The sequence below is a fragment of the Streptomyces sp. NBC_00236 genome (genome assembly GCF_036195045.1).
In the GTDB taxonomy this organism is placed as follows: domain Bacteria; phylum Actinomycetota; class Actinomycetes; order Streptomycetales; family Streptomycetaceae; genus Streptomyces.
The window spans coordinates 6184928-6211794 of record NZ_CP108100.1 but is presented as its reverse complement, the minus strand read 5'-3'; the positions used below and the strand labels follow the sequence as shown (position 1 = coordinate 6211794).

General features: G+C 70.5%; 25 protein-coding genes, 5 tRNA genes and 1 pseudogene. 7 read left to right on the top strand and 24 right to left on the bottom strand.

Features of this window, described 5'->3' with window-relative positions; all coding sequences use genetic code 11:
* Window positions 1-26 precede the first annotated feature (26 nt).
* The 5 genes from OG446_RS27895 to OG446_RS27875 form a co-directional block, all read right to left on the bottom strand.
* Window positions 27-1139, bottom strand: a complete 1113-nt coding sequence (locus tag OG446_RS27895) for an ATP synthase F0 subunit B (RefSeq protein ID WP_328896594.1) — start codon at window positions 1137-1139, stop codon at window positions 27-29.
* A gap of 98 nt (window positions 1140-1237) precedes the next feature.
* Window positions 1238-1717 carry a pantetheine-phosphate adenylyltransferase gene (coaD, locus tag OG446_RS27890; protein WP_328898434.1) on the bottom strand — a complete coding sequence of 160 codons (480 nt, stop codon included), beginning with the start codon at window positions 1715-1717 and terminating at the stop codon, window positions 1238-1240.
* 26 nt (window positions 1718-1743) lie between these two features.
* Window positions 1744-2328 (bottom strand): 16S rRNA (guanine(966)-N(2))-methyltransferase RsmD, encoded by a 585-nt coding sequence (gene rsmD, locus OG446_RS27885; protein ID WP_326657639.1) that lies wholly within the window; start codon window positions 2326-2328, stop codon window positions 1744-1746.
* A gap of 115 nt (window positions 2329-2443) precedes the next feature.
* Window positions 2444-4684 carry an ATP-dependent DNA helicase RecG gene (gene recG / locus OG446_RS27880; RefSeq protein ID WP_328896593.1) on the bottom strand — a complete coding sequence of 747 codons (2241 nt, stop codon included), beginning with the start codon at window positions 4682-4684 and terminating at the stop codon, window positions 2444-2446.
* A 110-nt stretch (window positions 4685-4794) separates the two neighbouring features.
* On the bottom strand, window positions 4795-6429 hold the full coding sequence (locus tag OG446_RS27875) for a DAK2 domain-containing protein (RefSeq protein WP_328896592.1): 1635 nt from the start codon (window positions 6427-6429) through the stop codon (window positions 4795-4797).
* 257 nt (window positions 6430-6686) lie between these two features.
* Here OG446_RS27875 and rpmB point away from each other — a divergent pair, with 257 nt between their 5' ends.
* Window positions 6687-6872, top strand: coding sequence for a 50S ribosomal protein L28 (gene rpmB, locus OG446_RS27870; RefSeq protein WP_003965989.1), 186 nt, complete (start codon window positions 6687-6689; stop codon window positions 6870-6872).
* 92 nt (window positions 6873-6964) lie between these two features.
* Here rpmB and thiD read toward each other — a convergent pair whose 3' ends face one another.
* Both thiD and OG446_RS27860 read right to left on the bottom strand, forming a co-directional pair.
* Entirely contained in the window at window positions 6965-7774 is an 810-nt protein-coding gene (gene thiD, locus OG446_RS27865; RefSeq protein WP_328896591.1) for a bifunctional hydroxymethylpyrimidine kinase/phosphomethylpyrimidine kinase, read from the bottom strand.
* A gap of 10 nt (window positions 7775-7784) precedes the next feature.
* Window positions 7785-8756 carry a thiamine-phosphate kinase gene (locus OG446_RS27860; protein ID WP_328896590.1) on the bottom strand — a complete coding sequence of 324 codons (972 nt, stop codon included), beginning with the start codon at window positions 8754-8756 and terminating at the stop codon, window positions 7785-7787.
* A 308-nt stretch (window positions 8757-9064) separates the two neighbouring features.
* Between OG446_RS27860 and OG446_RS27855 the strand changes: the two genes are divergently transcribed.
* Together OG446_RS27855 and OG446_RS27850 are read left to right on the top strand one after the other, a co-directional pair.
* Entirely contained in the window at window positions 9065-9298 is a 234-nt protein-coding gene (locus OG446_RS27855; RefSeq protein WP_064070330.1) for an Lrp/AsnC family transcriptional regulator, read from the top strand.
* Window positions 9299-9318: 20 nt separating this feature from the next.
* Window positions 9319-9810 carry a DUF3515 domain-containing protein gene (locus OG446_RS27850; protein WP_328896589.1) on the top strand — a complete coding sequence of 164 codons (492 nt, stop codon included), beginning with the start codon at window positions 9319-9321 and terminating at the stop codon, window positions 9808-9810.
* A 58-nt stretch (window positions 9811-9868) separates the two neighbouring features.
* On the opposite strand, the gene OG446_RS27845 is transcribed toward OG446_RS27850, so the two are convergent.
* The 3 genes from OG446_RS27845 to OG446_RS27835 all read right to left on the bottom strand — a co-directional run bounded on the left by OG446_RS27845 (window position 9869) and on the right by OG446_RS27835 (window position 12855).
* A complete protein-coding gene (locus OG446_RS27845; protein WP_328896588.1) occupies window positions 9869-11026 on the bottom strand; it encodes a D-alanine--D-alanine ligase family protein in 1158 nt (385 codons plus the stop codon).
* 69 nt (window positions 11027-11095) lie between these two features.
* Window positions 11096-12106 (bottom strand): NAD(P)H-dependent glycerol-3-phosphate dehydrogenase, encoded by a 1011-nt coding sequence (locus OG446_RS27840; RefSeq protein ID WP_328896587.1) that lies wholly within the window; start codon window positions 12104-12106, stop codon window positions 11096-11098.
* Entirely contained in the window at window positions 12103-12855 is a 753-nt protein-coding gene (locus OG446_RS27835) for a lysophospholipid acyltransferase family protein (protein WP_328896586.1), read from the bottom strand. Before OG446_RS27835 ends, OG446_RS27840 begins: the two co-directional genes overlap by 4 nt.
* Window positions 12856-13015: 160 nt before the next feature.
* Here OG446_RS27835 and cofC point away from each other — a divergent pair, with 160 nt between their 5' ends.
* Window positions 13016-13699, top strand: coding sequence for a 2-phospho-L-lactate guanylyltransferase (gene cofC / locus OG446_RS27830; RefSeq protein WP_328896585.1), 684 nt, complete (start codon window positions 13016-13018; stop codon window positions 13697-13699).
* A 10-nt stretch (window positions 13700-13709) separates the two neighbouring features.
* Window positions 13710-13913, top strand: coding sequence for a hypothetical protein (locus tag OG446_RS27825; RefSeq protein WP_219571306.1), 204 nt, complete (start codon window positions 13710-13712; stop codon window positions 13911-13913).
* An 83-nt stretch (window positions 13914-13996) separates the two neighbouring features.
* Here OG446_RS27825 and OG446_RS27820 read toward each other — a convergent pair whose 3' ends face one another.
* The 4 genes from OG446_RS27820 to leuC form a co-directional block, all read right to left on the bottom strand.
* Window positions 13997-14668 carry an HU family DNA-binding protein gene (locus OG446_RS27820; protein WP_328896584.1) on the bottom strand — a complete coding sequence of 224 codons (672 nt, stop codon included), beginning with the start codon at window positions 14666-14668 and terminating at the stop codon, window positions 13997-13999.
* A gap of 143 nt (window positions 14669-14811) precedes the next feature.
* A complete protein-coding gene (locus OG446_RS27815; protein WP_136330716.1) occupies window positions 14812-15039 on the bottom strand; it encodes a hypothetical protein in 228 nt (75 codons plus the stop codon).
* Window positions 15040-15143: 104 nt separating this feature from the next.
* Window positions 15144-15737 carry a 3-isopropylmalate dehydratase small subunit gene (gene leuD, locus OG446_RS27810; RefSeq protein WP_328896583.1) on the bottom strand — a complete coding sequence of 198 codons (594 nt, stop codon included), beginning with the start codon at window positions 15735-15737 and terminating at the stop codon, window positions 15144-15146.
* 5 nt (window positions 15738-15742) lie between these two features.
* Window positions 15743-17167 carry a 3-isopropylmalate dehydratase large subunit gene (gene leuC, locus OG446_RS27805; protein WP_328896582.1) on the bottom strand — a complete coding sequence of 475 codons (1425 nt, stop codon included), beginning with the start codon at window positions 17165-17167 and terminating at the stop codon, window positions 15743-15745.
* Window positions 17168-17341: 174 nt separating this feature from the next.
* Between leuC and ndgR the strand changes: the two genes are divergently transcribed.
* A complete protein-coding gene (gene ndgR, locus OG446_RS27800; RefSeq protein ID WP_003966003.1) occupies window positions 17342-18058 on the top strand; it encodes an IclR family transcriptional regulator NdgR in 717 nt (238 codons plus the stop codon).
* 62 nt (window positions 18059-18120) lie between these two features.
* Here the strand turns inward: ndgR and OG446_RS27795 are convergent.
* The 10 genes and pseudogenes from OG446_RS27795 to OG446_RS27750 all read right to left on the bottom strand — a co-directional run.
* A pseudogene (locus tag OG446_RS27795) lies at window positions 18121-18540 on the bottom strand (DUF4188 domain-containing protein); the annotation flags it as partial.
* 143 nt (window positions 18541-18683) lie between these two features.
* A tRNA-Glu gene (locus OG446_RS27790) sits at window positions 18684-18756 on the bottom strand.
* 28 nt (window positions 18757-18784) lie between these two features.
* A tRNA-Gln gene (locus tag OG446_RS27785) sits at window positions 18785-18856 on the bottom strand.
* A 12-nt stretch (window positions 18857-18868) separates the two neighbouring features.
* Window positions 18869-18941: transfer RNA gene (locus OG446_RS27780), tRNA-Glu, on the bottom strand.
* A 60-nt stretch (window positions 18942-19001) separates the two neighbouring features.
* Window positions 19002-19074: transfer RNA gene (locus tag OG446_RS27775), tRNA-Glu, on the bottom strand.
* Between the two features lie 35 nt (window positions 19075-19109).
* Window positions 19110-19181, bottom strand: a tRNA-Gln gene (locus OG446_RS27770).
* A gap of 85 nt (window positions 19182-19266) precedes the next feature.
* Window positions 19267-19986, bottom strand: coding sequence for an HAD family hydrolase (locus OG446_RS27765; RefSeq protein ID WP_328896580.1), 720 nt, complete (start codon window positions 19984-19986; stop codon window positions 19267-19269).
* 93 nt (window positions 19987-20079) lie between these two features.
* Window positions 20080-21552 (bottom strand): glutamate--tRNA ligase, encoded by a 1473-nt coding sequence (gltX, locus tag OG446_RS27760; RefSeq protein WP_328896579.1) that lies wholly within the window; start codon window positions 21550-21552, stop codon window positions 20080-20082.
* Window positions 21545-22321, bottom strand: a complete 777-nt coding sequence (locus tag OG446_RS27755) for a fumarylacetoacetate hydrolase family protein (RefSeq protein WP_328896578.1) — start codon at window positions 22319-22321, stop codon at window positions 21545-21547. The genes gltX and OG446_RS27755 overlap by 8 nt, the downstream gene beginning before the upstream one ends.
* Window positions 22322-22405: 84 nt before the next feature.
* Window positions 22406-22597 carry a hypothetical protein gene (locus OG446_RS27750; RefSeq protein ID WP_328896577.1) on the bottom strand — a complete coding sequence of 64 codons (192 nt, stop codon included), beginning with the start codon at window positions 22595-22597 and terminating at the stop codon, window positions 22406-22408.
* A gap of 578 nt (window positions 22598-23175) precedes the next feature.
* On the opposite strand from OG446_RS27750, the gene OG446_RS27745 reads away from it, so the two are divergent.
* The gene (locus OG446_RS27745; RefSeq protein WP_328896576.1) at window positions 23176-26859 is read left to right on the top strand and encodes a nitrate- and nitrite sensing domain-containing protein; all 3684 of its coding nucleotides are present in this window, start codon (window positions 23176-23178) and stop codon (window positions 26857-26859) included.
* Window positions 26860-26867 lie beyond the last annotated feature (8 nt).

Genomic DNA, 26867 nt, shown 5'->3' with positions numbered 1-26867 from the left:
AGCCGGGACCCGGGCCCCGGGAGCGCTCAGCGCTCCTGTTCGTACCGTCGGAGCTGTTCCAGGTCGATCATGCTGGTGTCGAACAGGCTGGTCTCGTCCAGTGCGCCCTCACCGTGCTGCTGGAGGGGCTGCTGCTGGGCCTGTACCGGCTGCTGCCAGGCGTCGTAGCCCTGCGCCGGCATGGGGACCTGGACCTGGTTCGGGTCGTAGCCCTGCAGCTGGTACCCCGCGTACGGGTCGGGCTGCTGCTGATATCCGGCGTACGGGTCGGGCTGCTGGGCCTGGCCCTGGTACGCGTCCTGCGGCTGCTCCTGGTACCCGTACGTCTGCGCGTACTGCGGCTCCGGCTGCGCCGGGTACTGCGGCTCACTGTGCTGCTGGGGCACCGGAAGCGGTTCCGGGGTGGCGATCTCGGCGAGACCGGCCCAGTGGTCCTCGTCGCTGGTGTGGCCCTGGGTGCCCGCGGCGTCCTGCGCGGCCATGTGGGCGCCGAGGTCGTCGGTGGCGACCCGGCCGTGCAGCTTCTGCCGGCCACGGCCGACGGCCTCCAGGGTCTTGGCGAGCACCGCCTCGAAGGCGCCGAGCTTGGTGTCCACGTACTCGTCGGCCCGGCGCTGGAGCGTGGCCGGGTCGGCGCTGCGCTCGGGGGCCTCGGCGAAGTCCGGGTCCTCGTAGCCCTGCTCGTCGAAGCCCTGGCCGCGGCCGAGGAGCTTCTCGCGGCCCCGGTCGACCGAGCCGATCGTCTTGGTGAGGACGACCTCGAAGTTGGCGAGCTTGCTGTCGACGTACTCGTCGGCCTCGGCCCGTACCTCCTCGGCGTCCTTGCGGGCCTCACCGAGGATCCGGTCGGCCTCGGCCTGGGACTGCCGGGCGATCTCCGTGCCGGAGATGAGCGATCCGCGCTCGGCGTGGGCGTTCTCGATGATCCGCCCCGCCTCCTGGCGGGCCTGCTCGACGAGCTGCTCGTGACCGCCGATGACCTGCGCGGCCTGTGCCAGCGAGCCGGGCAGGGCCTCGCGCACCTCTTCGAGCATCGAGAGCAGTTCGGCGCGGTTGACCACGCAGGACGCCGACATGGGCATGGACCGGGCGTTCCCGACCGCTTCGACGATCTCGTCGAGCTTCTTCTGCACGTCCACCGTGTGCTCGCCACTCTCTACTGCCGATTGGAGACGGACGGGACGACTGTACGGCCAGTCGGCCCCCGCCCGACACCTGGTGACGGACTGTCAGCGTCTCACTGCTGGGCGAGGCGCTCGGTGAGTGCCTCGTGGACCAGCGGAGGCAGCAGGTGCGAGACGTCTCCGCCCCACGTCGCCACCTCCTTGACCAGGGAGGACGACAGGAAACTGTAGGTCGGGTTGGTCGGCACGAAGAGCGTTTCGACGCCCGAGAGCCCGTTGTTCATCTGGGCCATCTGGAGTTCGTAGTCGAAGTCGCTGACGGCCCGCAGGCCCTTCACGATCGCCGGGATGTCGCGCTGCTTGCAGAAGTCGACCAGCAGCCCGTGGAAGGCCTCGACCTGGACGTTGCCGAAGTCCGAGGTGACCTGGCGGATCAGCTCGATCCGCTCGTCGACCGTGAACAGGCCCTTCTTGGACTGGTTGATCATCACCGCGACATGTACGACGTCGTACAGCTTCGAGGCGCGGCCGATGATGTCGAGATGTCCGTTGGTGATGGGGTCGAACGACCCCGGGCAGACGGCGCGGCGCAACTTGATTCCCTCGCTCTCCGGTCCGGTCATCGTGCGTCTTCGCACGTAGCGGCGGCGCGACCGTACCAAAGCGTTCCCTCGCCGTAGCGACGGGCCCGCAATGGCTCGAATCCCTTGGGCCAGCTGAATTCTCCGCCTCTGGTGCTGCGTTCTACCGTGACGAGCGCATCGCCTGTGAGCCACCCCTGGGCACGGAGTGTGAGCAGGATCTCGCCAAGATCGTCGTCGGTGACGGCGTAGGGCGGGTCGAGGAAGACCACGTCGTACGGGTCCGCGGGCGCCGGTCCTGTCACGATCTGTTCCGCTTTGCCGGCGCGGACCTCGGCGCCGGGCAGGCCCAGGGTGCGGACGTTGTCGCGGACGGTGCGGACGGCCTTGGCGTCGGCCTCGACGAGCAGGGCGTGGACCGCTCCGCGGGAGAGCGCTTCGAGGCCGACGGCTCCCGAGCCCGCGTAGAGGTCGGCGATCCGGATGCCGTCGAGGGTGCCGAGGAGTGCCTGCCAGGTGGAGAACAGGCCCTCGCGCGCCCGGTCCGAGGTGGGGCGGGTGCCGGTGCCGGGCGGGACGGCCAGGCGGCGTCCGCCGGCCACGCCTGCGATCACGCGGGTCATGGGTGTCTGTTCCTCGGGTCGGGGGCGGCGCGCAGGGTGCTGCGGGCGCCGTGCCACCCACGATATGGCGTCGGGCCGGACGGAGCTCCCCCGGGCGCCCGCCCTCCCTCGCACGTCACCCCTTGTCGAGGTACTCCTCACGGTCCTTGTCGAGCAGGGCGTCGAGCGCGATACGCAGTTCGGGCAGGTGCTCCAGGTCCGGGTCGGCGGCCACGACCGTGACGGCCTCCTGCCGGGCGGCGGCGATGACCTCCTCGTCGTCGATGACGCTCAGGACCCGGAGCGAGGAGCGGACCCCGGACTGGGCCTGGCCGAGGACGTCACCCTCGCGCCGCTGTTCGAGGTCGATCCGGGAGAGCTCGAAGCCGTCGAGGGTGGCAGCCACGGCGGAGAGACGGGCGCGGGCGGGGCTCGCCTCGTGGGCCTCGCTGACCAGCAGGCAGAGGCCGGGAGCCGATCCTCGGCCGACCCGGCCGCGCAGCTGGTGGAGCTGGGAGACGCCGAACCGGTCGGCGTCCATGATCACCATCGCGGTGGCGTTGGGGACGTTGACCCCGACCTCGATGACGGTGGTGGCCACCAGGACGTCCACCTGGGCCGCGGCGAAGCGCCGCATCACGTCGTCCTTGTCGTCGGGGTGCATCCTGCCGTGCAGCACCTCGATGCGCAGACCCGCCAGCGGGCCCTTGGCCAGCTGCTCGGCGATCTCCAGGACGGCGAGCGGAGGGCGCTTGTCCCCCTCCTGCCCTGCCTTCTCCTCGTCGGCCTTCTTCTTCCCCTTCTTCTTGGCGGCGTCGTCCTCGTCGTCGCCGATGCGGGGGCAGACCACGTAGGCCTGGTGGCCGTTCTCCACCTCTTCGCGGACCCGCTCCCAGGCCCTGCTGAGGAAGTGGGGTTTGTCCTTGGCGGGGACGACATGGCTGGCGATCGGCGAGCGGCCGGCGGGCAGCTGGTCCAGGACGGAGGTCTCCAGATCGCCGAACACGGTCATCGCGACGGTCCGGGGAATGGGGGTGGCGGTCATGACGAGCAGATGCGGCGACCTCCTTTCCCCCTGGGAGTGCGCCTTGGACCGAAGGGCGTCGCGCTGTTCCACCCCGAAGCGGTGCTGCTCGTCGACGACGACCAGTCCCAGGTCGTGGAACCGCACCTTGTCCTCGATCAGGGCATGCGTCCCGATGACGATCCCGGCCTCACCGGTGACCAGGTCGAGAAGCGCCTGCCGGCGGGCGGCCATCCCCATCGACCCGGTGAGCAGGACGACCTTGGTGCCCTGGTCGGACCCGCCCAGCATGCCGCCTTCGGCGAGCTCCCCCATCATCTCGGTGATCGACCGGTGGTGCTGCTGCGCGAGGACCTCCGTGGGCGCGAGCATGGCGGCCTGTCCGCCGGCGTCGACGGTGCCCAGCATGGCGCGCAGGGCGACCATCGTCTTGCCCGAGCCGACCTCGCCCTGGAGCAGCCGGTGCATCGGGTGCTCGGTCGCCAGCCCGTCGAAGATCTCCTTGGAGACCTTGACCTGGCCGTCGGTGAGGGTGAACGGCAGTTTGGCGTCGAAGGCGTCGAGGAGTCCCCCGGGGACCGGTTTGCGGGCGACGGCGGGCAGCTGGGTGTCCGCGTACCGGCGGCGGGCCAGGGCGACCTGGAGGACGAAGGCCTCGTCCCATTTCAGCCGGTCCCTGGCCGCGGCGACGTCGGCCTTGGTCTGCGGCCGGTGGATCTTCAGGAGGGCCTCGGGCAGCGGGGTGAAGCCGCGGCCCTCGCGCAGCGTGGCGGGGAGCGGGTCCACGGCCTCCTGGGCGCTGGGCAGTACGGCGTCGACCGCCTTGGCGATGCGCCAGGAGTCGAGCTGTTTGCAGGCGGGGTAGATCGGGAGCAGCTTGCCGGCGAAGGCGTCGACGGCCTCGGTCGCCCCGGCCTCGTCGGCCGGGTCCGCGTCGAGCAGCTGGTACGTGGGGTGGGCCAGCTGCATCTTGCGGTTGAAGACGGAGACCTTGCCGGCGAACATGGCGCGCCGGCCCGGGAGCAGCTCCTTGTGCGGCTTGTGGACGCCGTGGCCGAAGAAGACCAGCTGGAGCCGGCCGTGGCCGTCGGTGAGAGTGACTTCGAGGCGCTTGCCCCGGCCGCCGTTGAACATCATCACGCGGGCGTCCTGGACCTGGGCGACGACCGTCACGTGCTCCTCCAGCGGGAGGTCGGTGAGCGCCGTGAGCCGGCCGCGCTCCTCGTACCGCCGCGGGTAGTGATGCAGGAGATCACCGACCGTGTGCAGGTCGAGGTGCTCGGCCATCACCTTCGCGGTGGCGCCACCGAGCAGCTTCTTGAGGGGTTCGTCGAACGCAGACACGCGGTCCATTGCACACCAAGCCACTGACAGTTGTCCGTCGGGCAGCGCCGGAACCCCGGAATCCCGTGGGCGGCGGCGCTGCTCCGCGCCGGATCCCGCGGCCCTCGGCGGCGCCGGCGCTACTCCACGCCGATCAGCAGCGGAGCGCACTGGTGGCCGCCGCGGTAGACCACCGTGTCCACCGCCAGGTAGCCCTCGCGGACATGCTCCTCCAGCATGTCGGCCAGGGTGTCGGGGACGTCCTCCCCGAGGACCAGGGTGACGAGTTCGCCGCCCGCCGCCAGCATCCGGTCCAGCACCTTCCGGGCCGTCCCGGGGACGTCCTCGCCGATGACGGCCACATCGCCGTCGATCAGGCCCAGGATGTCGCCGGCCTGGCAGATGCCCGCCATGGTCCAGGACTGCCGTTCGGCGACGGCCAGTTCGGCGTAGCGGGTGGCGCCGGCCGCCGCGGTCATGGCGACGACGTCCTCGTCGAAGCTGCGGTCCGGTTCGTGGACGGCCAGGGCCGCGATGCCCTGGACCGCGGCCCGGGTGGGGATGAGGGCGACCCGGATGCCCTGGGCCCGGGCCTGCTCGGCGGCGGCCGCCGCGGTGTGGCGCAGGTCCCCGTCGTTGGGCAGGAGCACCACCTCGCGGGCGTGCGCGCGGCGGATGGCGTCCACGAGTTCGCCGCTGGCCGGGGGCTCCCCGGGCCGCGCGAGCACCGTCGTCGCCCCGGCCTCCGCGCACAGGCCGCCGAGGCCGTCGCCCGGGACGACCACGACGACGGCACGCTGGGCGGGCTCGGGGCGGGCGTGCAGCCGGTCCGCGGCGAAGTGGGTGATCCGGATGCGGTACGGCCGCCCGGCCTCGACACCGGCCTCCACCGCCGCTCCCGCGTCGTCGACGTGCACATGGACGTTCCACAGCCCGTCACCGCCGACCACCACGAGGGAGTCGCCCAGCGCATCGAGCCGGGCGCGCAGCCGCTCCACCGCCTGGTCCCCCGCCTCCAGCAGGTAGATGACCTCGAAGGCCGGGCCGTCCTGCGGACCGTCGCCCGCGGAGCAGTCCCCGGCGACCGCGGCGGCCGGAGCCGGAGCGGCGGGAGGCTGGTACGCCGGCTCCGGGGCCCGGCCCGAGACCGCCTCGACCAGTGCGCCGAGCACCGCCACCAGCCCTCGTCCGCCGGCGTCGACGACCCCGGCCCTGCCGAGGACGGCGAGCTGTCCCGGGGTCGCTTCCAGGGCCGTCCGCGCCCCTTCGTACGCCGCCCGTACCACCGCGGGCGCTCCGGCGCCGTCCGCCACCCGCTCCGCGGCGGCGGCTGCTGCGGCGGCCACGGTCAGGACGGTGCCTTCGACGGGGTGCGCGACCGCTTCGCGGGCCGAGGCGGCGGCTCCGGTCAGCGCGAGGCACAGCCGGCCGGCGCCCGCTCCCTCGGCCAGGACCTCGGCCATGCCGCGCAGCAGCTGCGCCAGGATCGTGCCGGAGTTCCCGCGGGCCCCGATCAGCGCCCCGTGCGCCATGGCGCGTACCGCGTCGGCGGTGGAGGGGACCGAGGTGCCGGTCTCGTGGGCGGCGAAGACGGCCTCGACGGCCGCCGCCGCGGATTCCACGGTCAGGTAGAGATTGGTGCCGGTGTCGCCGTCGGCGACGGGATACACGTTGATCGCGTCGATGGCCTCGCGTTCCCGGCCCAGTGCGTCCAGCGCCAGTGAGCACCAGGTACGCACCGCGACGGCGTCCAGGTCGTCGGCGGTCTGCGGCACCTGATGGTCCTCCTCGAAACGCGTACCGGGACGGCGGGCTGCACCGCAGACTAGTGCGCGGCGCCGGCTCCGGCCGACGGCCGGGGCGGGACGGGCGGCTGTGCACCCATGGTAGTTTCGTATCTCCGACGCAGCCGTTGTATGCTGCTTCGGTTGCCCGGCGAGAGTCGGGAACATCCCCCGGTACCGCCACTTCAGTCAATGAATCCGGCGTGCCGGAATTCACTGTAAGTGCATCTGAAGTTTTGGAGTGACCCGTGGCTGCCAACTGCGACGTTTGCGGCAAGGGGCCGAGCTTCGGCAACAGCATTTCGCACTCGCACCGCCGTACGTCCCGTCGCTGGAATCCCAACATCCAGCGCGTGCGTGCCGTGGTCGGGCGGACGCCGAAGCGGCTCAACGTCTGCACCTCGTGCATCAAGGCCGGCAAGGTCGCGCGCTGACGTTCCCGTCGTAGCGCAGCCCTACCGGTTGCCCAAAAAGCCGGTCCACCTCGGTGGACCGGCTTTTTGCTGTGCTGCCGCGCAGGAGCGGGTCAGCGGGCGTCCCGCAGCCGCCACCCGTGGTCGACCGGGCCGATCCCCGATCCCAGCGGGAAGCCGGCCATGATCGCGCCCGTGACATAGGTCTTCGCGGCCCGCACCGCCGTGGGCACGTCCTGGCCCAGGGCCAGTCCGCAGGCGATGGCGGAGGCGAGCGTGCAGCCCGTGCCGTGGGTGTGCCGGTTGTCGTGACGGGGGGCGCGCAGCCAGTGCTCCTCGGCGCCGTCGGTGAGCAGGTCGACGGGTTCGCCCGGCAGATGACCGCCCTTCACGACGACCCAGCGGGGCCCGTATCCGAGCAGGGCGGCCGCGGCCTGCCGCATTCCGGCCTCGTCGGTGACCGTGATGCCGGTGAGCTGTGCCACTTCGTCGAGGTTCGGGGTCGCCACGGTCGCGACGGGCAGCAGTTTCGTACGGACCGAGTCGAGCGCCTCGGCGGCCAGCAGCGGGTCCCCGTGCTTGGAGACACCGACCGGGTCGACGACCACGGGGGCGTCGGTACCGGCGAGGAGTGCGGCCACGGTCTCGACGAGCAGCGCCGACGCCAGCATGCCGGTCTTGACCGCGCTCACCCCTATGTCGTCCACGACGCTGCGGTACTGGGCGCGCACGGCTTCGGCGGGCAGTTCCCAGGCGCCCTGCACACCCTGCGAGTTCTGTGCGGTGACGGCGGTCAGCACGCTCATGCCGTGGGTCCCGAACGCCAGCATCGTCTTCAGATCGGCCTGGATGCCCGCACCGCCGCCGGAATCGGATCCGGCGACGGTGAGCACACGGGGCGGTACGGCGGAAGGTATCGGCATACGCGGCAATCTACTGGGCGTCCTCGATGTCACCGAAGTGGTCCCAGCCGTTCTTGCTCGTCCAGGGCGCCCCGTCGACCGTCACCTGCGGCAGTGCGGAGGGGTTGAGGACCTCTCCGATCACCTTCCAGCGGGCCGGCAGCTTCACGTCCGACGGGAACGTCGCGACGATCGCGTGGTCCTCTCCGCCGGTGAGCACCCACTGGAGCGGGTCCACGCCGACGGCCTGCCCGATGTCGGACATCTGGGACGGGATGTCGATCAGCCCGGAACGCAGGTCGATGCGGACCTTGCTGGCCTCGGCGATGTGGCCGAGGTCGGCGACGAGTCCGTCGCTGACATCCGTCATCGCGGTGGCACCGAGTCCGGCCGCCGCGGGACCCGCGTGGTACGGCGGTTCGGGGCGCCGGTGCGCCTCCACGAAGGCGCGGGGCGAGCGGAATCCGCGCGAGAGCACGGCGTACCCCGCGGCGGACCAGCCGAGCCAGCCCGTGACGGCGACGACGTCGCCGGGCTGGGCCCCCGCCCTGGTGACGGGTTCGTGGTTGCGCAGATCTCCGAGCGCGGTGATCGCGACGGTGATGGTGTCGCCGCGCACGACGTCGCCGCCGACCACGGCCGCCCCGGCGACCTGGCACTCGTCGCGGATGCCGTCCATCAGCTCCCCGGCCCAGGTGACCGGGAGTTCGGCGGGGACGACGAGGCCGAGGAGCAGTGCGGTGGGCACGGCGCCCATGGCGGCGATGTCGGCGAGGTTCTGTGCGGCGGCCTTGCGGCCGACGTCGTACGCCGTCGACCAGTCACGCCGGAAGTGCCGTCCCTCCAGCAGGATGTCCGTGCTGGCCACGACCCTGCGGTCGGGGGCGGTGATGACCGCGGCGTCGTCGCCGGGGCCCAGTCGTACCGCCGGAGTGGTGGTGAGCCGGGAGGTCAGTTCCCTGATGAGCCCGAACTCCCCCAACTCGCCCACGGTTCCCTTCACCGAGTCTCACCTCTCATCTATGGGGCCGGACGCGCGTCCGGCCGGCTTCGGCGGCCGGGCGTCCGGACCGTGCACCGCCCTGGTGGTCACGGGCACACCAGTCCCGCCTGTCCCCCGTCCGCGCCGCCGAGCTTGCGGTCGCGGGCCTTCACTGCTGTCGGTACTGTCAAGAGATACGTCAACTTGTGTGTTGTGTACGCCACGCTGTGGGCGTCATCCGGCCCGCAGGTCTCCCCGCGGCCCACGGCAACGCGATAACGTGGCGTCCCTTTCCCCCACATGATCCTCGTGGCCGCCCTGGAGGTTCCGTGGTACAGGCGTACATCCTTATCCAGACCGAGGTGGGCAAGGCGTCGACAGTCGCCGAGACCATCGCCAAGATTCCGGGAGTGATCCAGGCAGAGGACGTCACCGGCCCCTACGACGTGATCGTGCGGGCCCAGGCCGACACGGTCGATGAACTCGGACGCATGGTGGTCGCCAAGGTCCAGCAGGTGGACGGCATCACCCGAACCCTGACCTGTCCGGTCGTTCACCTGTAGCCCCCGTCTACGCTGGGCCGGTGACATCTTCCTGCCGCCGGCTCCTCCACCCCGTGCTCCTCGGTCCGTCCGTCGCCCTGGTGCTCCTGGCCGCCGCGGTGGGCTGCACTTCCACGGATCCGTCGGCATCGGTCACGGTGCCCACGCCCTCCTCGGAAGCCGCAGCCTACTGCCGCGCCCTGCACAAGGAGCTGCCGCGTTCCGTTGCCGGTCTGGAGCGCACTGATCCCGCGCCCCGTTCGGATCTGACCGCCGGGTGGGGGGACGGGGCGATCGTACTGCGCTGCGGTGTCGCGCGCCCCGCGAAGATGAACGACCCACAGTCGAAGGCCGCCGAGGCCGACGGCGTCAACTGGCTGCTGGAGCAACGGGAGGACGACGGACCCCGGTTCACGACCACCCTGCGCAAGGCGTACGTCGAGGTCACCTTCTCCGCGGCGTACGCGCACGACGCGACCCCGCTGGCCGCCTTCGCCGCACCGGTCAAGAAGACGGTTCCCAGCGGTCTGTAAGGGCTGCGAGGGGGTGCGCTCCGCCCGGAGCGCACCCCCTCGGCCGTCCTGGTGCCCCTCAGCGCAGGCCGGTCGGCCGGTCCAGCGCCGCCTGGATGAGCCGGTCCACCAGCTGCTGGTAACTGACGCCGCTCTCCTGCCACATCCGCGGGTACATGGAGATCGGGGTGAAGCCCGGCAGGGTGTTGATCTCGTTGATGACGAAGCCGCCGTCCTCGGTGAGGAAGAAGTCGGCACGCACCAGCCCCTCGCAGGAGGCTGCCTCGAAGGCCTCGACGGCGAGCCGCTGGACCTCGGCGGTCTCCTCCTCGGTGAGCGGGGCGGGCACGATGCCGGACGCCGCGTCGATGTACTTGGCCTCGAAGTCGTAGAAGTCGTGCGAGGTGACCGGCGGGATCTCGGCCGGCACGCTGGCGCGCGGACCGTCCTCGAACTCCAGCACCCCGCACTCGATCTCGCGGCCCCGCAGCAGCGACTCCACCAGGAACTTGGGGTCGTGGCGGCGGGCCTCCTCGATCGCCTCGTCGAGGCCGGAGACGTCGTCGACCTTGGTGATGCCGATGGAAGAGCCGGCCCGGGCGGGCTTGATGAAGAGCGGCCAGCCGTGCTCGTCGGCGAAGTCCGTGATGCGCTCGCGGGCGCCCTGGGGGTCGTTGTCCCACTCGCGGGGGCGCACGACCACGTACGGCCCGACGGGGAGCCCGAAGGAGGTGAAGACGCGCTTCATGTACTCCTTGTCCTGGCCGACCGCCGAGGCGAGGACACCGGCGCCGACGTACGGCACACCGGAGAGCTCCAGGAGGCCCTGGAGCGTGCCGTCCTCACCGTAGGGACCGTGCAGGACGGGGAAGACGACGTCGACCTCGCCGAGCGCCTTGGGGACCGATCCGGGCTCGCTGTAGACCACTTCACGGCTGCCGGGATCGACGGAGAGCACCACGCCGCCCTCGTCGGACTCGGCCAGTTGTGCCACGTCGGGCATCTTCCGGTCCGTGATGGCCATGCGTTCGGGTTCGTCGGCGGTGAGCGCCCAGCGGCCGTCCGTCGTGATGCCGATCGGCAGGACGTCGTACTTCGTCCGGTCGATCGCGTTCAGGACCGCACCGGCCGTGACCACCGAAATGCCGTGCTCGGAGCTGCGGCCGCCGAACACGACGGCCACACGCGGCTTGCGGAGCTGCTGCTCCGTACTCTGGGGGAGGTTCTCGCTGCTCATATCGCGATGAGCGTACCTGCTGGTACGGGTCGCGTCAGCGCGGCCGGGGCCGTCCGGGGCCGAACGGGGTCAGTGCCGTTCGGCCTTGGCGCTGCGTGCCATCAGTTCCTTGAGCGCGACCAGCGGCGGCTTGCCCTCGTGGACGATGCTGACGACCGTCTCGGTGAGGGGCATCTCGACTCCGTGCCGTCGGGCCAGGTCAAGCACCGACTCGCACGACTTGACGCCCTCGGCGGTCTGCTTGGTGACGGCGATGGTCTCCTGGAGCGTCATGCCGCGGCCGAGGTTGGTGCCGAAGGTGTGGTTGCGCGAGAGCGGCGACGAGCAGGTCGCCACCAGGTCCCCGAGGCCCGCGAGTCCGGAGAAGGTCAGCGGATCGGCGCCCATGGCCACGCCGAGGCGGATGGTCTCGGCGAGGCCGCGGGTGATGAGCGAGCCCTTGGTGTTGTCGCCGAGCCCCATGCCGTCGGCGATGCCGACGGCCAGCCCGATGACGTTCTTGACGGCGCCCCCGAGTTCGCAGCCGACCACGTCGGTGCTGGTGTACGGGCGGAAGTACGGGGTGTGGCAGGCGGCCTGGAGGCGGCGTGCGACGGACTCGTCCTGACAGGCGACGACGGCCGCGGCGGGGCGGCGTTCGGCGATCTCCTTGGCGAGGTTGGGTCCGGTGACGACGGCGATGCGGTCGGCGGAGACCTTCGTGACGTCCTCGATGACCTCGCTCATCCGCTTCGCGGTGCCGAGTTCGACGCCCTTCATCAGCGAGACCAGGACCGTCTGCGGCTCCAGGTGCGGGGCCCAGTCGGCGAGGTTGGCGCGCAGCGTCTGGGACGGCACGACGAGGACCGCGAAGTCGGCCCCGCGCAGCGCTTCGGCGGCGTCCGTGGTGGCCCGGACCGATGCGGGAAGTTCGATGCCCGGCAGGTAGTCGGGGTTGGTACGGGTCGTGTTGACGGCCTCGGCGACCTCGGCCCGGCGCCCCCAGAGCGTGACGTCGCAGCCCGCGTCGGCGAGGACCATGGCGAAGGCCGTACCCCATGAGCCGGTTCCGAAGACGGCTGCCTTTACGGGGTGCGTCACTTGGGTCCCTCTCCTTCGGCCTTGCGCCGTTGTTGTGCTCGGGCCTTGCGGTGGTCGTAGGGCTCGGCGGGAGCCTTCTCGCCGCGCACCTCCTCCAGCTGCGCGGTGACCGCGCTCATGATGACCTCGGTCGCCTCGCGCAGCACGTCGGGCGTGGGCTCCCGGTCGTAGAACCGGGAGAGGTCGACGGGCGGTCCCGCCTGGACCTGGAGGGTCTTGCGGGGGAAGAGGCGGACCTTCTTCTCCGTGGCGTACGGCGGCACAGCCAGGTTGGCGCCCCACTGCGCGACGGGGATGACCGGGGCCCGGGTCATCAACGCGACGCGGGCGGCGCCGGTCTTGCCGGCCATGGGCCACATGTCGGGGTCACGGGTGAGGGTGCCCTCGGGGTAGAAGGCGACGCACTCGCCGCGCTCGATCGCGTCGACGGCGGCCCGGAAGGCGTCCAGCGCGTTCGTCGTCTCGCGGTACACGGGGATCTGGCCGGTGCCGCGCAGCATCATGCCGACGAAGGGGGTCTTGAAGAGGCCCGCCTTGGCCAGGAGCCGCGGCACCCGCCCGGTGTTGTACTGGAAATGCCCGTACGAAAGCGGGTCCAGGTACGAGTTGTGATTGACCGCGGTGATGAATCCGCCGTCGGCCGGAATGTGTTCCATTCCCCGCCAGTCGCGCTTGAACAGAATCACCAGCGGCGGTTTCGCGATGACCGCTGCCAGGCGGTACCAGAAGCCGATTCTGCGGCGGGACACTCGGACACCTTCCTCTATGGCCTGACTGTGGAGCTGACTGCCGGCCGACTACCGACGGTCAAGTCTGGCCCCAGGCCCCTGCTCTGTCGAGAACACCGTACGCCTCACCTTCGGGACCGACCCTCCGGGTTGTCGCACCGGCAGGCGAGAATAGGCGGCCATGCGCATCGAGGGGGAGACCGCCACGAACACCGACCCGACCGGCCCCTGGTCACTGGTCGTCCCGTTGAAGCCCCTGGCGCGGGCGAAGAGCAGGCTGACGCCCGCTTCCGGGGCCCTGTTGCGGCCTCGGCTCGCCCTGGCGTTCGCCCGGGACACCGTGTCCGCCGCGCTGTCCTGCCCGGGGGTCGCCGATGTGGTGGTCGTCACGGACGACACGACGGCCGGGGCGGCGCTGGCGGCGCTCGGGGCCAGGATCGTGGCCGACACCCCGGCCGCCGGGCTCAACGCCGCGCTCGCACACGGTGAACGCGCGGTGCGCACGAGCCGGCCGCGGGCGGCCCTCGCCGTACTCAACGCCGATCTGCCCGCACTCCGGCCGGCGGAATTGTCCCGCGTACTCGAATTCTCTGCCGCTTTTCCCCGGGCTTTCGTGTGCGATGCCGCAGGAATCGGAACGACATTTCTTGCCGCTGGGCCGGGCGTGGAATTGCGCCCGTCTTTCGGCGGCCTCTCCAGGGCCCGGCATCTCGCGTCGGGGGCCGTGGAGATCACACTGTCCGGCATCGATTCGGTCCGCCGGGACGTGGACACGGGCGACGATCTGCGGGCGGCGCTGGAGCTGGGGGTCGGTCCGTACACGGCGGGCCGCTGGGCCGCGGGGGTCCGGGCGGCGGACCGATAGGCTGCCGCCCATGCAGGCGACCTCGTACACGTACGACCCCGAGACCCGCACCGGCAGCGTGCTGCTCGACGACGGCACCCCGGTGGACTTCGACGCCCCGGCCTTCGACGCCGGCGGCCTGCGGCTGCTGCGTCCGGGGCAACGGGTGCGGATCGAGGGGCAGGGCGAGGGTGCCGCGCTGCGGATCACCCTGGTCACGCTGCAGACGTTCTGAGCGTCCCGGAACAGCCCGCGGGCCGGGCTCCCCGAGGGGAGCCCGGCCCGGCGCGTGTGTGAGGAACCCTGAGGTTCCGGTCCTCACTTCTTGCGTGCAGTGGCCTTCTTGGCCGTGGTCTTGCGCGCGGTGGTCTTCTTCGCGGGCGCCTTCTTCGCCGTGGTCTTCTTGGCGGGCGCGGTCTTGGCGGCGACGGCCTTCTTGGCGGTCGTCGTCTTCTTCGCCGCTGCCGGGGTCGCCTTCTTGGCGGCCGCCGTGGTCTTCTTCGCCGCCGCGGACGTCTTCTTCGCGGTGGTCTTCTTGGCCGCGGCCGTCGTCTTCGACGCTGCCACGGTCTTCTTGGCGGTGGCCTTCTTCGCCACGGCCTTCTTGGCGGTCGCCTTCTTCGCGGCGGCCTTGGCCGTCGTACGGGTGGAAGAACCGCCCGAGAGGCTGCCCTTGGGGGCCTTCTTCACGGCCACGTCGTTCTTGGGGAGCTTCTTCGAGCCGCTCACCAGGTCCTTGAAGCCCTGTCCCGCACGGAAACGGGGCACCGAGGTCTTCTTGACCCGTACGCGCTCACCCGTCTGCGGGTTGCGGGCGTAACGGGCGGGGCGGTCGACCTTCTCGAACGAGCCGAAGCCGGTGACCGAAACCCGGTCACCTGCGACAACCGCACGAACGATCGCGTCGAGCACCGCATCGACGGCGTCCGCGGCCTGCTGACGGCCGCCGACCTTGTCGGCAATCGCTTCTACGAGCTGCGCCTTGTTCACGTCTTCCCCTTCGGAGACATCGCCCGAACGAAACTGTTCAGGCTTTTTCGCACGTTAGGCAGATATATACCGCAAATCAAACACGAAACGGGCTAATCACCCTAGTGCCGCAACGAAGTCGACCGCTGCGCAGTTCCGCAGAGTCAGTCACCTTCGGGGAATCGGCCCTCATCGAGGTCCTTCATCAACCGGTCCAGACGCCTTGCCGCATCCGGTAGATCGTGCTTTGCCGCGGCCGTGACGACCAACAGCTTCCGGTTCAGCGCCATCCGTACGCCCTCCGGGACTTGCAGTGCACGCACTCGTGAGTGCGCTTCCTTCAATTGGTCGGCGACTTGGCCGTAAAGCTTGAGTTGGCTGTCGCGTTCCATGCACCGATTGTGCCATCTGGGGCGAGTTGTCGCCCGACGGGGTCTCAACAAGCGACTGCGCCCCCTACCAGATGGCAGGGGGCGCAGTACGGGAAACGCGCTGCTCAGGCGTTAATTGTACGGGGCTTGTGGGCCGGCCTGGCCGCTTCGTAGGCCGCGATGTCCGCTTCGTTCTGAAGGGTGAGGCTGATGTCGTCCAGCCCGTTCAGCAACCGCCAGCGGGCGTTCTCGTCGAGCTCGAAGTCGGCGGTGATGCCCTCCGCGAGGACCTGTCGCTTCTCCAGGTCGACGGTGATCTCGGCCGTCGGGTCGGCCTCGGCCAGGTCCCAGAGGGCGTCGACGACCTGCTGGTCCAGGACCACGGTCAACAGCCCGTTCTTCAGCGAGTTACCGCGGAAGATGTCGGCGAACCGGGAGGAGATGACGGTCTTGAAGCCGTAGTTCTGGAGCGCCCAGACGGCGTGCTCGCGCGACGAGCCGGTGCCGAAGTCGGGGCCGGCCACCAGGACCGACGCGCCTTGGCGCTCCGGGCGGTTGAGGACGAAGTTCTCGTCCTTGCGCCAGGCCTCGAAGAGCCCGTCCTCGAAGCCGTCCCGGGTGACCTTCTTCAGCCAGTGGGCGGGGATGATCTGGTCGGTGTCGACGTTGCTGCGGCGCAGCGGGACGGCCCGGCCGGTGTGTGCGGTGAAAGCTTCCATGATTCTCAGACTCCGGCGGGCGTACGGACGTCGGACAGGTCGGCCGGCGAGGCCAGATGGCCCAGCACGGCGGTGGCGGCGGCGACCTGCGGGGAGACCAGGTGCGTACGGCCGCCCTTGCCCTGCCGGCCCTCGAAGTTGCGGTTCGAGGTCGAGGCGGAGCGCTCGCCGGGGGCCAGCTGGTCGGGGTTCATACCCAGGCACATCGAGCAACCCGCGTGCCGCCATTCGGCGCCGGCGGCGGTGAAGACCTTGTCCAGGCCCTCCGCCACGGCCTGCAGGGCGACCCGGACGGAACCGGGGACGACCAGCATCCGTACGCCGTCGGCGACTTTGCGGCCGTCCAGGATCGCGGCCGCGTTCCGCAGGTCCTCGATCCGGCCGTTGGTGCAGGAGCCTACGAAGACGGTGTCGACGTTGATCTCGCGCAGCGGCTGGCCGGCGGTCAACCCCATGTACTCCAGGGCCTTTTCGGCGGCGTTGCGCTCCGATGCGTCCTCGTACGAAGCAGGATCGGGGACGTTGGCCGACAGCGGCGCGCCCTGGCCGGGGTTGGTGCCCCAGGTGACGAACGGCGCCAGTTCGGCGGCCTCGATGACCACCTCGGCGTCGAAGACCGCGTCGTCGTCCGTGCGCAGGGTCTTCCAGTACGCGACGGCCGCGTCCCAGTCCTCGCCCTGCGGGGCGTGGTCCCGGCCCTGCAGATAGTCGAAGGTGGTCTGGTCGGGGGCGATCATGCCCGCCCGCGCACCGGCCTCGATCGACATGTTGCAGATGGTCATCCGGGCCTCCATCGAGAGCTTCTCGATGGCGGAGCCGCGGTATTCGAGGATGTAGCCCTGGCCGCCGCCGGTACCGATCCGCGTGATGATCGCGAGGATCAGGTCCTTGGCGGTGACACTGTCGGGCAGTTCGCCGTCGATGGTGATCGCCATCGTCTTCGGGCGGGCCAGCGGCAGCGTCTGGGTGGCGAGCACGTGCTCGACCTGGCTGGTGCCGATACCGAACGCGAGGGCGCCGAACGCACCGTGGGTGGAGGTGTGGGAGTCGCCACAGACGACCGTGGTGCCGGGCTGGGTCAGGCCCAGCTGCGGGCCGACCACGTGCACGACGCCCTGCTCGATGTCGCCCAGCGGGTGCAGCCGGACGCCGAACTCCGCGCAGTTCTTGCGCAGGGTCTCCAGCTGGGCGCGGGAGACCGGGTCGGCGATCGGCTTGTCGATGTCGAGGGTCGGGGTGTTGTGGTCCTCGGTGGCGATGGTGAGGTCGAGGCGCCGCACCGGGCGTCCGGCCTGCCGCAGACCGTCGAAGGCCTGCGGGCTGGTCACCTCGTGCAGCAGGTGCAGATCGATGTAGAGGAGGTCGGGCTCACCTTCGGCGCGCCGGACGACATGGTCGTCCCAAACCTTCTCCGCGAGTGTCCTACCCATCGCTTTCCCTCCGGCCGGCGTCGTCGCCGGCCCAACTAGAGATTCGGTGCGCCCCCGTCCGGACCCCCGTGCGGGGCGGTGGCTACGGGCCGTTGTGGGGCCGCCCGTACAGGTTCGCAACTTCCCCGGAAAATTGAACTTGCGTTTCACAGAGTGAGACGCGAGTATCGTCGTATGGACAACTCTAGCGGCGTCGGCGTTCTCGACAAGGCAGCTCTGGTATTGAGCGCCCTGGAGTCCGGACCGGCCACCCTCGCCGGGCTGGTAGCGGCGACCGGGCTCGCACGACCCACGGCTCATCGGCTGGCCGTGGCACTGGAACACCACCGCATGGTGGCAAGGGACATGCAGGGCCGTTTCATTCTCGGCCCCCGCCTCTCCGAGCTCGCCGCCGCGGCGGGCGAGGACCGGCTGCTCGCCACGGCGGGGCCGGTGCTCACCCACCTCCGCGACATCACCGGCGAGAGCGCGCAGCTCTATCGCCGGCAGGGCGACATGCGCATCTGCGTGGCGGCGGCGGAGCGGCTGTCCGGTCTGCGGGACACCGTGCCGGTCGGCTCCACACTCACCATGAAGGCGGGATCCTCCGCCCAGATCCTGATGGCCTGGGAGGAGCCGGAGCGCCTCCACCGCGGGCTCCAGGGTGCCCGCTTCACCGCGACGGCACTCTCCGGCGTACGGCGCCGGGGCTGGGCCCAGTCGATCGGCGAGCGCGAACCGGGCGTGGCCTCGGTCTCCGCTCCCGTGCGCGGCCCCTCGAACCGTGTGGTCGCCGCGGTCTCGGTCTCCGGACCGATCGAACGGCTGACCCGCCACCCCGGCCGGATGCACGCCCAGGCCGTCATCGACTCGGCCGCCCGGCTGAGCGAGGCGCTGCGCCGCACGGGCTGAGTCCGCACCCCTCTCCCTTCACCGCAGGCCGCCCCAGTGTCGTGGCGGCCCCCTTCACCACCTCACTTCGCGCCTGAACGATGTGCGAGCCGGTCCGACCCACGGCGGCCCCGCTTCTCGATCGGCAGCGACCCGGTCGCCGCGGCCAGTCCGTACGCCGGCATGTCCGCGTAGATCGACTCGTAGCCGCCCTCGGGTACGACATAGGTCTCGTGCCACAGCCCCACGTGCTGCCGGGACTTCTTCTCCTTGCGGTTGATCATCGCCCACGCCTTGCGGTGCAGCATGTCCGGCGCCGCGGCGTACGCGTAGAGCTTTTCCTTCGACTCCCAGTACTGGACGACGCAGTACGTCCTGGGCGAGCCGGTCATCAGGTGGTACCCGAGCAGCCCTCGGCCCTTGTTCCGGCTCGATTCCCTGAGCCGGCGGGGCATCGCGAGGAGGACCGGGAGCCAGTGATGCACTCCCCGGAAGTGGTTGATCGGGCCGGACGATCCGGCTGGGGCGGTACGGGCTCTGAGCACGGCGCCGTACGGATGCCGGACCCGTGGCAGCCCGAACGCCCCCCGTGGACAAACAGAAGGCCCCTCACCGGAGTGAAGGGCCTTCGCCTGCTGCTCTGTTGTACCCCCGACCGGATTTGAACCGGCGCTACTGCCGTGAGAGGGCAGCGTGCTAGGCCGCTACACAACGGGGGCTTGGATACTGCGACTTGCTTGTCTTGCGCTGGGCTACCAGGACTCGAACCTAGAATGACGGTACCAGAAACCGTAGTGTTGCCAATTACACCATAGCCCATGGTGTTACAAGTACCCCCGACCGGATTCGAACCGGCGCTACTGCCGTGAGAGGGCAGCGTGCTAGGCCGCTACACAACGGGGGCCCTAGCGATCCTGCATCAAGAACGTGGGTGCGACCCAGATGTTCTCGCGGGAAGGATCTGTACCCCCGACCGGATTCGAACCGGCGCTACTGCCGTGAGAGGGCAGCGTGCTAGGCCGCTACACAACGGGGGCTTGTTCCTGCAACTTGCTGGTCTTGCTGTCTTGCGCTGGGCTACCAGGACTCGAACCTAGAATGACGGTACCAGAAACCGTAGTGTTGCCAATTACACCATAGCCCACTGAAACACAACCCCTGAGGGTGTTGTCTCTGTCTGCGCTGCCCGTTCGGATCTTTCGTTCCGCTTGGGCGGCGCAGGAAGAACATTACCCGAAGGTGTCCGGCGCTCCAAAACGGGTATTGCCTGCCAGCAGGCCGGGCAGCTGGTCGAGGGCCGTGATCCGGACGAGTTCGGGCCGTCCGCCCCGTCCGTACCGGTCCAGCCAGATGCCCGCGAGACCGGCGTCCACCGCACCGCGGGCGTCGATGTCGGGTTCGTCCCCCACGTAGACGACCTCCGCCGGCGGCAGGTCCAGCGCCGCGCAGGCGGCGAGGAACGCCTCGGGAGCGGGCTTGGAGATGCCCAGCTCCGCCGCGCACAGGACGGTCTCGAAGCGGTCGCGCACCCCGAGCACGGTCAGCTTGTGGTGCTGCTGCTCCAGGGCGGAGTTCGACAGCACGGCGTGCCGGTAGACCCCGGTCAGCGCGTCGAGTGCGGGAACGGCGTCCGGGAAGAGTGCCCAGGCGGCCTCGTAGTGGGCGATGTGACGCTCGAACCAGGCGTCGGCCGCCGAGTCGTCCAGCGGGCGCGAGAGGAAGTCCCTGGCCCGGTCGCGGCGCTGGCCCTGCCAGTCGGTCTTCCCGTCGGAGAACCGCTGCCAGTGGATCCGGGTGAGCCGCCCCCAGGCTTCGAGTGCCTCGTCGGCGGTGGCGTAGCCCTCGGGCAGCCCCTCGGCGGCGAGGTGCCGGGACATGCCGGTGGCGGCGGCCGTCGTGTAGTCGAAGAGGGTGTCGTCCACGTCCCAGAGGACAGCTCTGATCGGCATGATCCGACTCTACGCGCGCCGGAACGGACGGACGGGCCCGGCGGCCGCTGTGCGCGGCTGCCGGGCCCGTCCGTGTCCTGTGCGTCTCCGTCGTTACGCGGTCAGCTTCGCCAGCGCCGCGTCGATCCGGGCGATGGTGCGCTCGCGGCCCAGGATCTCCAGGGACTCGAAGAGCGGCAGGCCGACCGTGCGGCCGGTGACGGCGACGCGGACCGGGGCCTGCGCCTTGCCGAGCTTCAGGCCGTGCTCCTCGCCGGCGGCGAGGATGGCGGCCTTCAGGGCCTCCGCGTTCCACTCGGCGGCGATCAGCTTGGCGCGGGCCGTGACGAGCAGGGCGTCGGAGCCCTCCTTCATCGCCTTGGCCCAGGACGCCTCGTCGGTCGCGGGCTCGTCGAGGAAGAGGAAGTCGACGTTGGCCGTGATCTCGGAGAGCACCGTGACCCGGGTCTGGGCGTGCGGGGCGATCTCCGCGAACACGTCCGCGTCGAAGGCCTCCGGGGCCCAGGGGGCGAAGGGGGCCTGCAGCCAGGGGCCGCACGCCTCGGTGAACGTCTTCACATCCAGCTTGCGGATGTGCTCGGCGTTGACGTGCTCGCACTTCTTGAGGTCGAAGCGCGCCGGGTTGGCGTTGACGTCCTTGATGTCGAACGCGGCGACCATCTCGTCGATGTCGAAGATGTCCCGGTCCTCGGCGATCGACCAGCCGAGCAGCGAGAGGTAGTTGAGCAGTCCCTCGCGCAGGAAGCCGCGCTCGCGGTAGAGGTTGAGCGAGGCCTGCGGGTCGCGCTTGGAGAGCTTCTTGTTGCCCTCCCCCATGACGTACGGCAGGTGGCCGAACTCCGGGGTGTACTTGGCGATGCCCAGCTCGGTGAGCGCCGCGTACAGGGCGATCTGGCGCGGGGTGGAGGAGAGCAGGTCCTCGCCGCGCAGGACGTGGGTGATCTCCATCAGCGCGTCGTCGACCGGGTTGACGAGCGTGTAGAGCGGGGCGCCGTTGGCGCGGACGATGCCGTAGTCCGGCACGTTCTCCGGCTGGACGGTGATGTCGCCGCGGACCAGGTCGGTGAAGGTGATGGCCTCGTCGGGCATCCGGAAGCGGACGATGGAGGTGCGGCCCTCGGCCTCGTACGCGGCCTTCCGCTCGTCGCTCAGGTCACGGCAGTGGCCGTCGTAGCCGGACGGCTTGCCGGCGGCGCGGGCGGCGTCGCGGCGGGCGTCGAGCTCCTCGGTGGTGCAGTAGCAGTGGTACGCGTGGCCGGCGGCGAGGAGCTTCTCGGCGACGTCCTTGTAGATGTCCATGCGCTGCGACTGGCGGTACGGGGCGTGCGGGCCGCCGACCTCGGGGCCCTCGTCCCAGTCGAGGCCGAGCCAGCGCATCGCGTCGAGGAGCTGCTGGTACGACTCCTCGGAGTCGCGCGCCGCGTCGGTGTCCTCGATGCGGAAGACCAGGGTGCCCTGGTGGTGCCGGGCGAAGGCCCAGTTGAAGAGAGCTGTCCGGACCAGGCCCACGTGGGGGTTGCCGGTCGGGGAGGGACAGAAACGTACGCGGACTGGTGCGTTAACCACGCTTGATCACCTTGTTGGTGAGAGTGCCGATGCCTTCGATGGTGACGGCGACCTCGTCGCCGACATGGAGGGGTCCGACCCCTGCGGGAGTCCCGGTGAGGATCACATCGCCCGGAAGCAGCGTCATGGCTTCCGTGATGTGGACGACCAGGTCCTCGATGCTCCGGATCATTTCGCTCGTCCGGCCGAGCTGGCGTTGCTCGCCGTTGACGGTGGCCTGGATGGCGAGGTCGCCGGGGTCGAGGTCGGTCTCCACCCAGGGGCCGAGCGGGCAGGAGGTGTCGAAGCCCTTGGCCCTGGCCCACTGCTTCTCGCGCTTCTGGGCGTCGCGCGCGGTGACGTCGTTGGCGCAGGTGTAGCCGAAGATGACGTCCTTGACCCGCTCCCGGGGCACCTCACGGCACATCCGGCCGATGACCACGGCCAGCTCGGCCTCGTGGTGCAGCTCCTCGGAGAAGGAGGGGTACTCGATGGCGTCGCCGGAGCCGATCACCGAGGTGGTGGGCTTGAAGAAGGCCACGGGGACGTCGGGGACCTCGTTGCCGAGTTCCGCGGCGTGCTCCGCGTAGTTGCGGCCGATGCCCACGACCTTGTTGGGGAGCACGGGCGGCAGCAGCCGGACCTTGCTCAGCGGGACCTTGGTCCCGGAGAGTTCGAAGTCGGCGTACGGGATGCCCTTGATGATGTCGAGGACGAGACCATCGGGCCCGTCGCCCTCGACCGCGCCGAAGGCGACATTGCCGTCGATGGAGAACCTGGCGATGCGCACGGGTTGCTGTCGCCCCTCACTTGCTGGGTAGCTGAAGACTGACGCTCCAGGCTAGCGCGGGTGAGGGGGGACTCCCGCGCGCCGTTACTCCGCGGCGGCGGTGACGGCCGCGGGGGCGGTCATCAGGATCGTGCGGCGCGGGTTGGCCGTCTGCGTCGGCAGGTCGACTGCGTGCTCCGGCTGCTCCGGCGTCTGCAGCGCTTCGGCGTCCTTGAGGTGCGCCAGCGTGGTGCGCCGGGGGTTGGCAATGTTGCGGAACATCATCGTCGTCTTCATCTGCCGTACGGACCCTGTCGGTAGGGGCGCACCCGTGAGGGGCGCCGGTTGTCGGTTTCGCCATCCCTGTAAAGCGTCAGGCTAAACATCCGATTCCCTCCGGAGACCCGGATGAGACGGCGATCATCCTGTGAGTTTGCTCACGAAGTGCCCGACAATTCCGCCAATTCGGACGGCTGGCACGCCAGGAAGAAACGGACATTGCATCACTGAATCAACCATTCCGCTCCTGATCATGTCGACTGGGACACCAGTCCGACCGCCCTGATCCACCCGTAATCGTCCGTTATGACCGTGAACGGTCTGCACGTCTTGTTACGCCGCCATCACAACGTGTCACGCAGGTCACAGCCCGGTACCTGGCCCTTGTTGGAGATCCGGCACTGTGCTGGAATTCCACGCACCGCCGCGGGTTTCAAGCCGGCGCGCAGGGGCGCTACTCAGCGCCGAGTGGCGGCGGGAAGGGGAAGTGCGCCGGTCACTCACGACCACCATGGGGCGGTACAACGCCCCACGACGCCGACACCGTTACTTCCGTCCATGACGGGAGAACGCCTGGTCCAGAGGTTGCGACGCTAGTGCAGGGACGTTTCAAGAGGGATGGCAGCGCTGCGGCGGAACAGGAGCCGCGCGGCGGGACCGACCGCGGTTCCTCGCCCCAGCACGCCCAGAACCCCGGACCGGCCGCGGCCGGCGACAACAGCGAGCGCGACCGGCGCCCCGGCTCCTCGGCGGGCGGTGGGTCCGATCCGGTCTCCGCGCTCAAGTCGCGGGGCCCGGTCAACACGGGATCACGCGTAGCTCTTCGTAACTGGCGCATCAGCACGCGCCTGGTCTCCCTGCTCGCCCTCCCCGTGGTCGCCGCGACCACGCTGGGTGGTCTCCGTATCAACGACTCCATGAACGACATCCAGCAGCTGGAGCACATGCAGCTGCTCACCCGGATGACGAAGCAGGCGACCTCGCTGGCCCAGGCGCTCCAGGAGGAGCGCGACCGGTCGGCGGGCCCGCTGTCCAACGGGGTGCCGGCGGACGACTTCAAGGTCACGGAGCCGCGGAAGAAGACCGACCGTGCGAAGAAGGCGTTCTTCACCGCGACGAACGACATCGGTGACACCCAGGGCGACGAGGCCCTGGAGAGCATCCACTCCAGCGTCCAGCAGATCGCCGCGCAGCTCGGCTCCATCCGTGACATCCGCAAGCAGGCGTATGCCAAGGACAGTCCGAGCCTCCAGACCGTCGACGCCTACAGCCAGCTGATCGCCTCGCTGCTGAGCCTCTCCCAGGACATGGCGCAGGCGACCAGCAACCCCGAGATGATCAAGCGGACCCGTGCTCTGGCGGCCTTCTCCTCCGCCAAGGAGTACGCGTCGGTCCAGCGCGCGATCATCGCCGCCGCGCTGCCGGGCGGCAACGACAAGCAGCCCCACCTCGACCGCAACGACCAGCAGTTCGGTGAGGCCGCCCTGAACAAGGAGGAGGCGGCCCGCCGCTCCTTCGAGGCGATCTACACCACGACGGGCCAGAACGCCGACGAGCTGACCTCCACACTCGACGAGGGCCAGCCCGAGATCAAGGCGGCGGACACCTACGCCAAGAAGGTCCTCACCAACACGAACGGCATCAGCAGCCCCGGCGCCCGCCGTTCGTACATGGACTGGTACGACCAGGACTCCACCAAGATCCAGGCCATGAAGCAGATCGAGGAGACGCTCCTCAGCGACATGGAGGGCAAGGCGCGAGAGCTGCGCGACGAGTCCCAGCGCAGCGCGATCATCAGTGGTGCGCTCATCCTGCTGGTGCTCGGTGTCTCGCTGGTCGGCGCCTTCGTCGTCGCCCGGTCCATGATCCGCTCGCTGCGACGGCTGCAGGACACCGCCACGCGCGTCGCCCAGGAGCGGCTGCCCGAGCTCGTCAAGCAGCTCTCGGAGACCGACCCGCAGGACGTCGACACCTCGGTCGAGTCGGTGGGTGTGCACTCCCGCGACGAGATCGGCAAGGTGGCCGCGGCCTTCGACGACGTGCACCGCGAGGCTGTCCGTCTGGCCGCCGAGCAGGCTCTCCTCCGGGGCAACGTCAACGCGATGTTCACCAACCTCTCGCGCCGTTCGCAGGGCCTCATCCAGCGTCAGCTCTCGCTCATCTCCGAGCTGGAGTCGCGCGAGGCCGACCCGGACCAGCTGTCCTCGCTCTTCAAGCTCGACCACCTCGCGACCCGTATGCGCCGTAACGGTGAGAACCTCCTCGTCCTCGCGGGCGAGGAGCCGGGCCGCCGGTGGACCCGTCCGGTGCCGCTGGTCGACGTGCTCCGTGCCGCCGCCTCCGAGGTGGAGCAGTACGAGCGCATCGAACTGGCCGCGGTGCCCGCCACCGAGGTCGCCGGCCGGGTCGTCAACGACCTCGTGCACCTCCTCGCCGAGCTGCTGGAGAACGCCACGTCGTTCTCCTCGCCGCAGACGAAGGTCCGGGTCACCGGTCACGCGCTGCCCGACGGCCGGGTGCTCGTCGAGATCCACGACACGGGCATCGGCCTCTCCCCCGAGGACCTCGCGGCGATCAACGAGCGGCTCGCTTCGCCGCCCACCGTGGACGTCTCGGTCTCCCGCCGCATGGGTCTGTTCGTGGTCGGCCGGCTGTCGCTGCGTCACGGCATCCGCATCCAGCTGCGCCCGTCCGACTCCGGTGGTACGACCGCGCTGGTCATGCTCCCGGTCGATGTCGCGCACGGCGGCAAGCAGCCCGCTCCGAAGCAGGCGCCGGGCCAGCAGTCCCCCGCCCCCGGCGGCCTTCTCGCCGGCGGCAACGCGCCCCGTACCGGTCTCGAGAGCAACCCGTCGGCCCCGGGCGGGCGGCTCGCCGCCGGTCCCGGTGCCACGCGCGGCCAGGTCGGCGCGGGCTCCGGTCCGCGTGCGGCCCTGCCTGCCCGTGACGGCGGCTCGAACCAGCCGGGCCAGCCCGGTCAGCCCGGCGGCCAGCAGAACCAGGGCTTCCAGAGCGCCGGCACCGGTCCGCAGGGCCGACAGCCGGACGCCTCGCGCCCGGAGCCGCCGCGCCAGGGTGGCGGGCTCTCCGGTGCCTTCGGCGGCGGTGCCCGGCTCGGTGCACGCGGCCAGGGCGACGGCGCCCGTACGGACTCGGGCCAGCCCAGCCTCTTCGACCAGAAGCGTCCGGAGCAGAACGGTCCCGGCCGGCACGCGCCTCAGCCGCAGCAGGCCCGGCAGGACGGCCGGGGCGGCGGTTTCCAGCAGCCCGGCGGTCCCGGTCAGAACGACCGTCAGTTGCCGCCGGTCGGCGGTCCGCGTGCGGAGCTGCCGGGTGGCAACCCCCAGCCGCAGCGCCCGCAGACCACCAGCTGGGGCAGCAACGAGGAGCCGTCCGCACCGCGGCGCTCCCCGCTCGACGCGCCCCGCGGTCATGAGGAGCCCGAGTCCACCGGCCAGTTCCAGCGGCCGCTGAACCCGCCGCCGCTCAGCCCGCGTCCGCCGATGGACAGCCGTCAGGGACCCGGCGCCACCGCCGAGTTCGCCCGCCCGGACTTCTCGGCACCGGCCCCGCAGCAGCGGCCCGCGCCGCAGGCACCGGACCCGGCGAGCACCGCGCAGTTCGCCCGCCCGGACTTCGGGCAGCCCGCACAGGCCCAGGGCCAGCCCGCGCCGCGCCAGCGTGACCGCGACAACGGGGACTTCGGTGCCCCGCGTCCGCCCGTCGCGCCGGCTCCGGGCGCGGACTACCGGCCGGTCCTGCCGCAGCAGCCTCAGCACGAGGCGCTGCCGCCGGCCGGTCCCGGCGACGGCCGTACCCCGCTGTACGACACGCTGGAGACCAACTGGTTCCACGGTCCGCAGCAGGGTGGCCAGCAGCCGCCCGCCGCGCCGCAGGCTCCCGGTTTCCCCCAGCAGCCCGCCGAGGAGCGTCCCGCTCCCGCCGCACCGCGTCGTGATGCCGGTGAGACGGGCCCCACAAGCTCCTGGCGTGCCTCGCCGAACGACGAACTCGTCCGGCAGGCGGAGCGGGTGAAGAAGCCCGCAGCAGGCGGAATTACTACATCCGGTCTGCCTCGCCGGGTCCCGCGTGCCAATCTGGTGCCGGGTACCGCCCAGCAGCAGAACCATCAGTCCGGTCCCCAGGTGTCGCGTGCGCCCGATGATGTGCGCGGGCGGCTGACCAATCTCCGCCGGGGCATCCAGCAGGGACGTCAGGCCAACAACGGCCCGTCGACCGGCAGTTTCCCACTCGGCCCCACTCACCAGCAGGAGCGTTAGTTGAGCCC

Excerpts from the sequence above, each read along its gene's own strand:
- OG446_RS27765 (WP_328896580.1), bottom strand. The coding sequence starts at position 19,986 with ATGCCGATCAGAGCTGTCCTCTGGGACGTGGACGACACCCTCTTCGAC.
- OG446_RS27825 (WP_219571306.1), top strand. The coding sequence starts at position 13,710 with ATGCAGGCGACCTCGTACACGTACGACCCCGAGACCCGCACCGGCAGC.
- recG (WP_328896593.1), bottom strand. The coding sequence starts at position 4,684 with ATGGACCGCGTGTCTGCGTTCGACGAACCCCTCAAGAAGCTGCTCGGT.
- leuD (WP_328896583.1), bottom strand. The coding sequence starts at position 15,737 with ATGGAAGCTTTCACCGCACACACCGGCCGGGCCGTCCCGCTGCGCCGC.
- rsmD (WP_326657639.1), bottom strand. The coding sequence starts at position 2,328 with ATGACCCGCGTGATCGCAGGCGTGGCCGGCGGACGCCGCCTGGCCGTC.
- OG446_RS27845 (WP_328896588.1), bottom strand. The coding sequence starts at position 11,026 with ATGAGCAGCGAGAACCTCCCCCAGAGTACGGAGCAGCAGCTCCGCAAG.
- OG446_RS27750 (WP_328896577.1), bottom strand. The coding sequence starts at position 22,597 with ATGAAGACGACGATGATGTTCCGCAACATTGCCAACCCCCGGCGCACC.
- OG446_RS27815 (WP_136330716.1), bottom strand. The coding sequence starts at position 15,039 with ATGGAACGCGACAGCCAACTCAAGCTTTACGGCCAAGTCGCCGACCAA.
- ndgR (WP_003966003.1), top strand. The coding sequence starts at position 17,342 with ATGGACAACTCTAGCGGCGTCGGCGTTCTCGACAAGGCAGCTCTGGTA.
- leuC (WP_328896582.1), bottom strand. The coding sequence starts at position 17,167 with ATGGGTAGGACACTCGCGGAGAAGGTTTGGGACGACCATGTCGTCCGG.
- thiD (WP_328896591.1), bottom strand. The coding sequence starts at position 7,774 with ATGCCGATACCTTCCGCCGTACCGCCCCGTGTGCTCACCGTCGCCGGA.
- cofC (WP_328896585.1), top strand. The coding sequence starts at position 13,016 with ATGCGCATCGAGGGGGAGACCGCCACGAACACCGACCCGACCGGCCCC.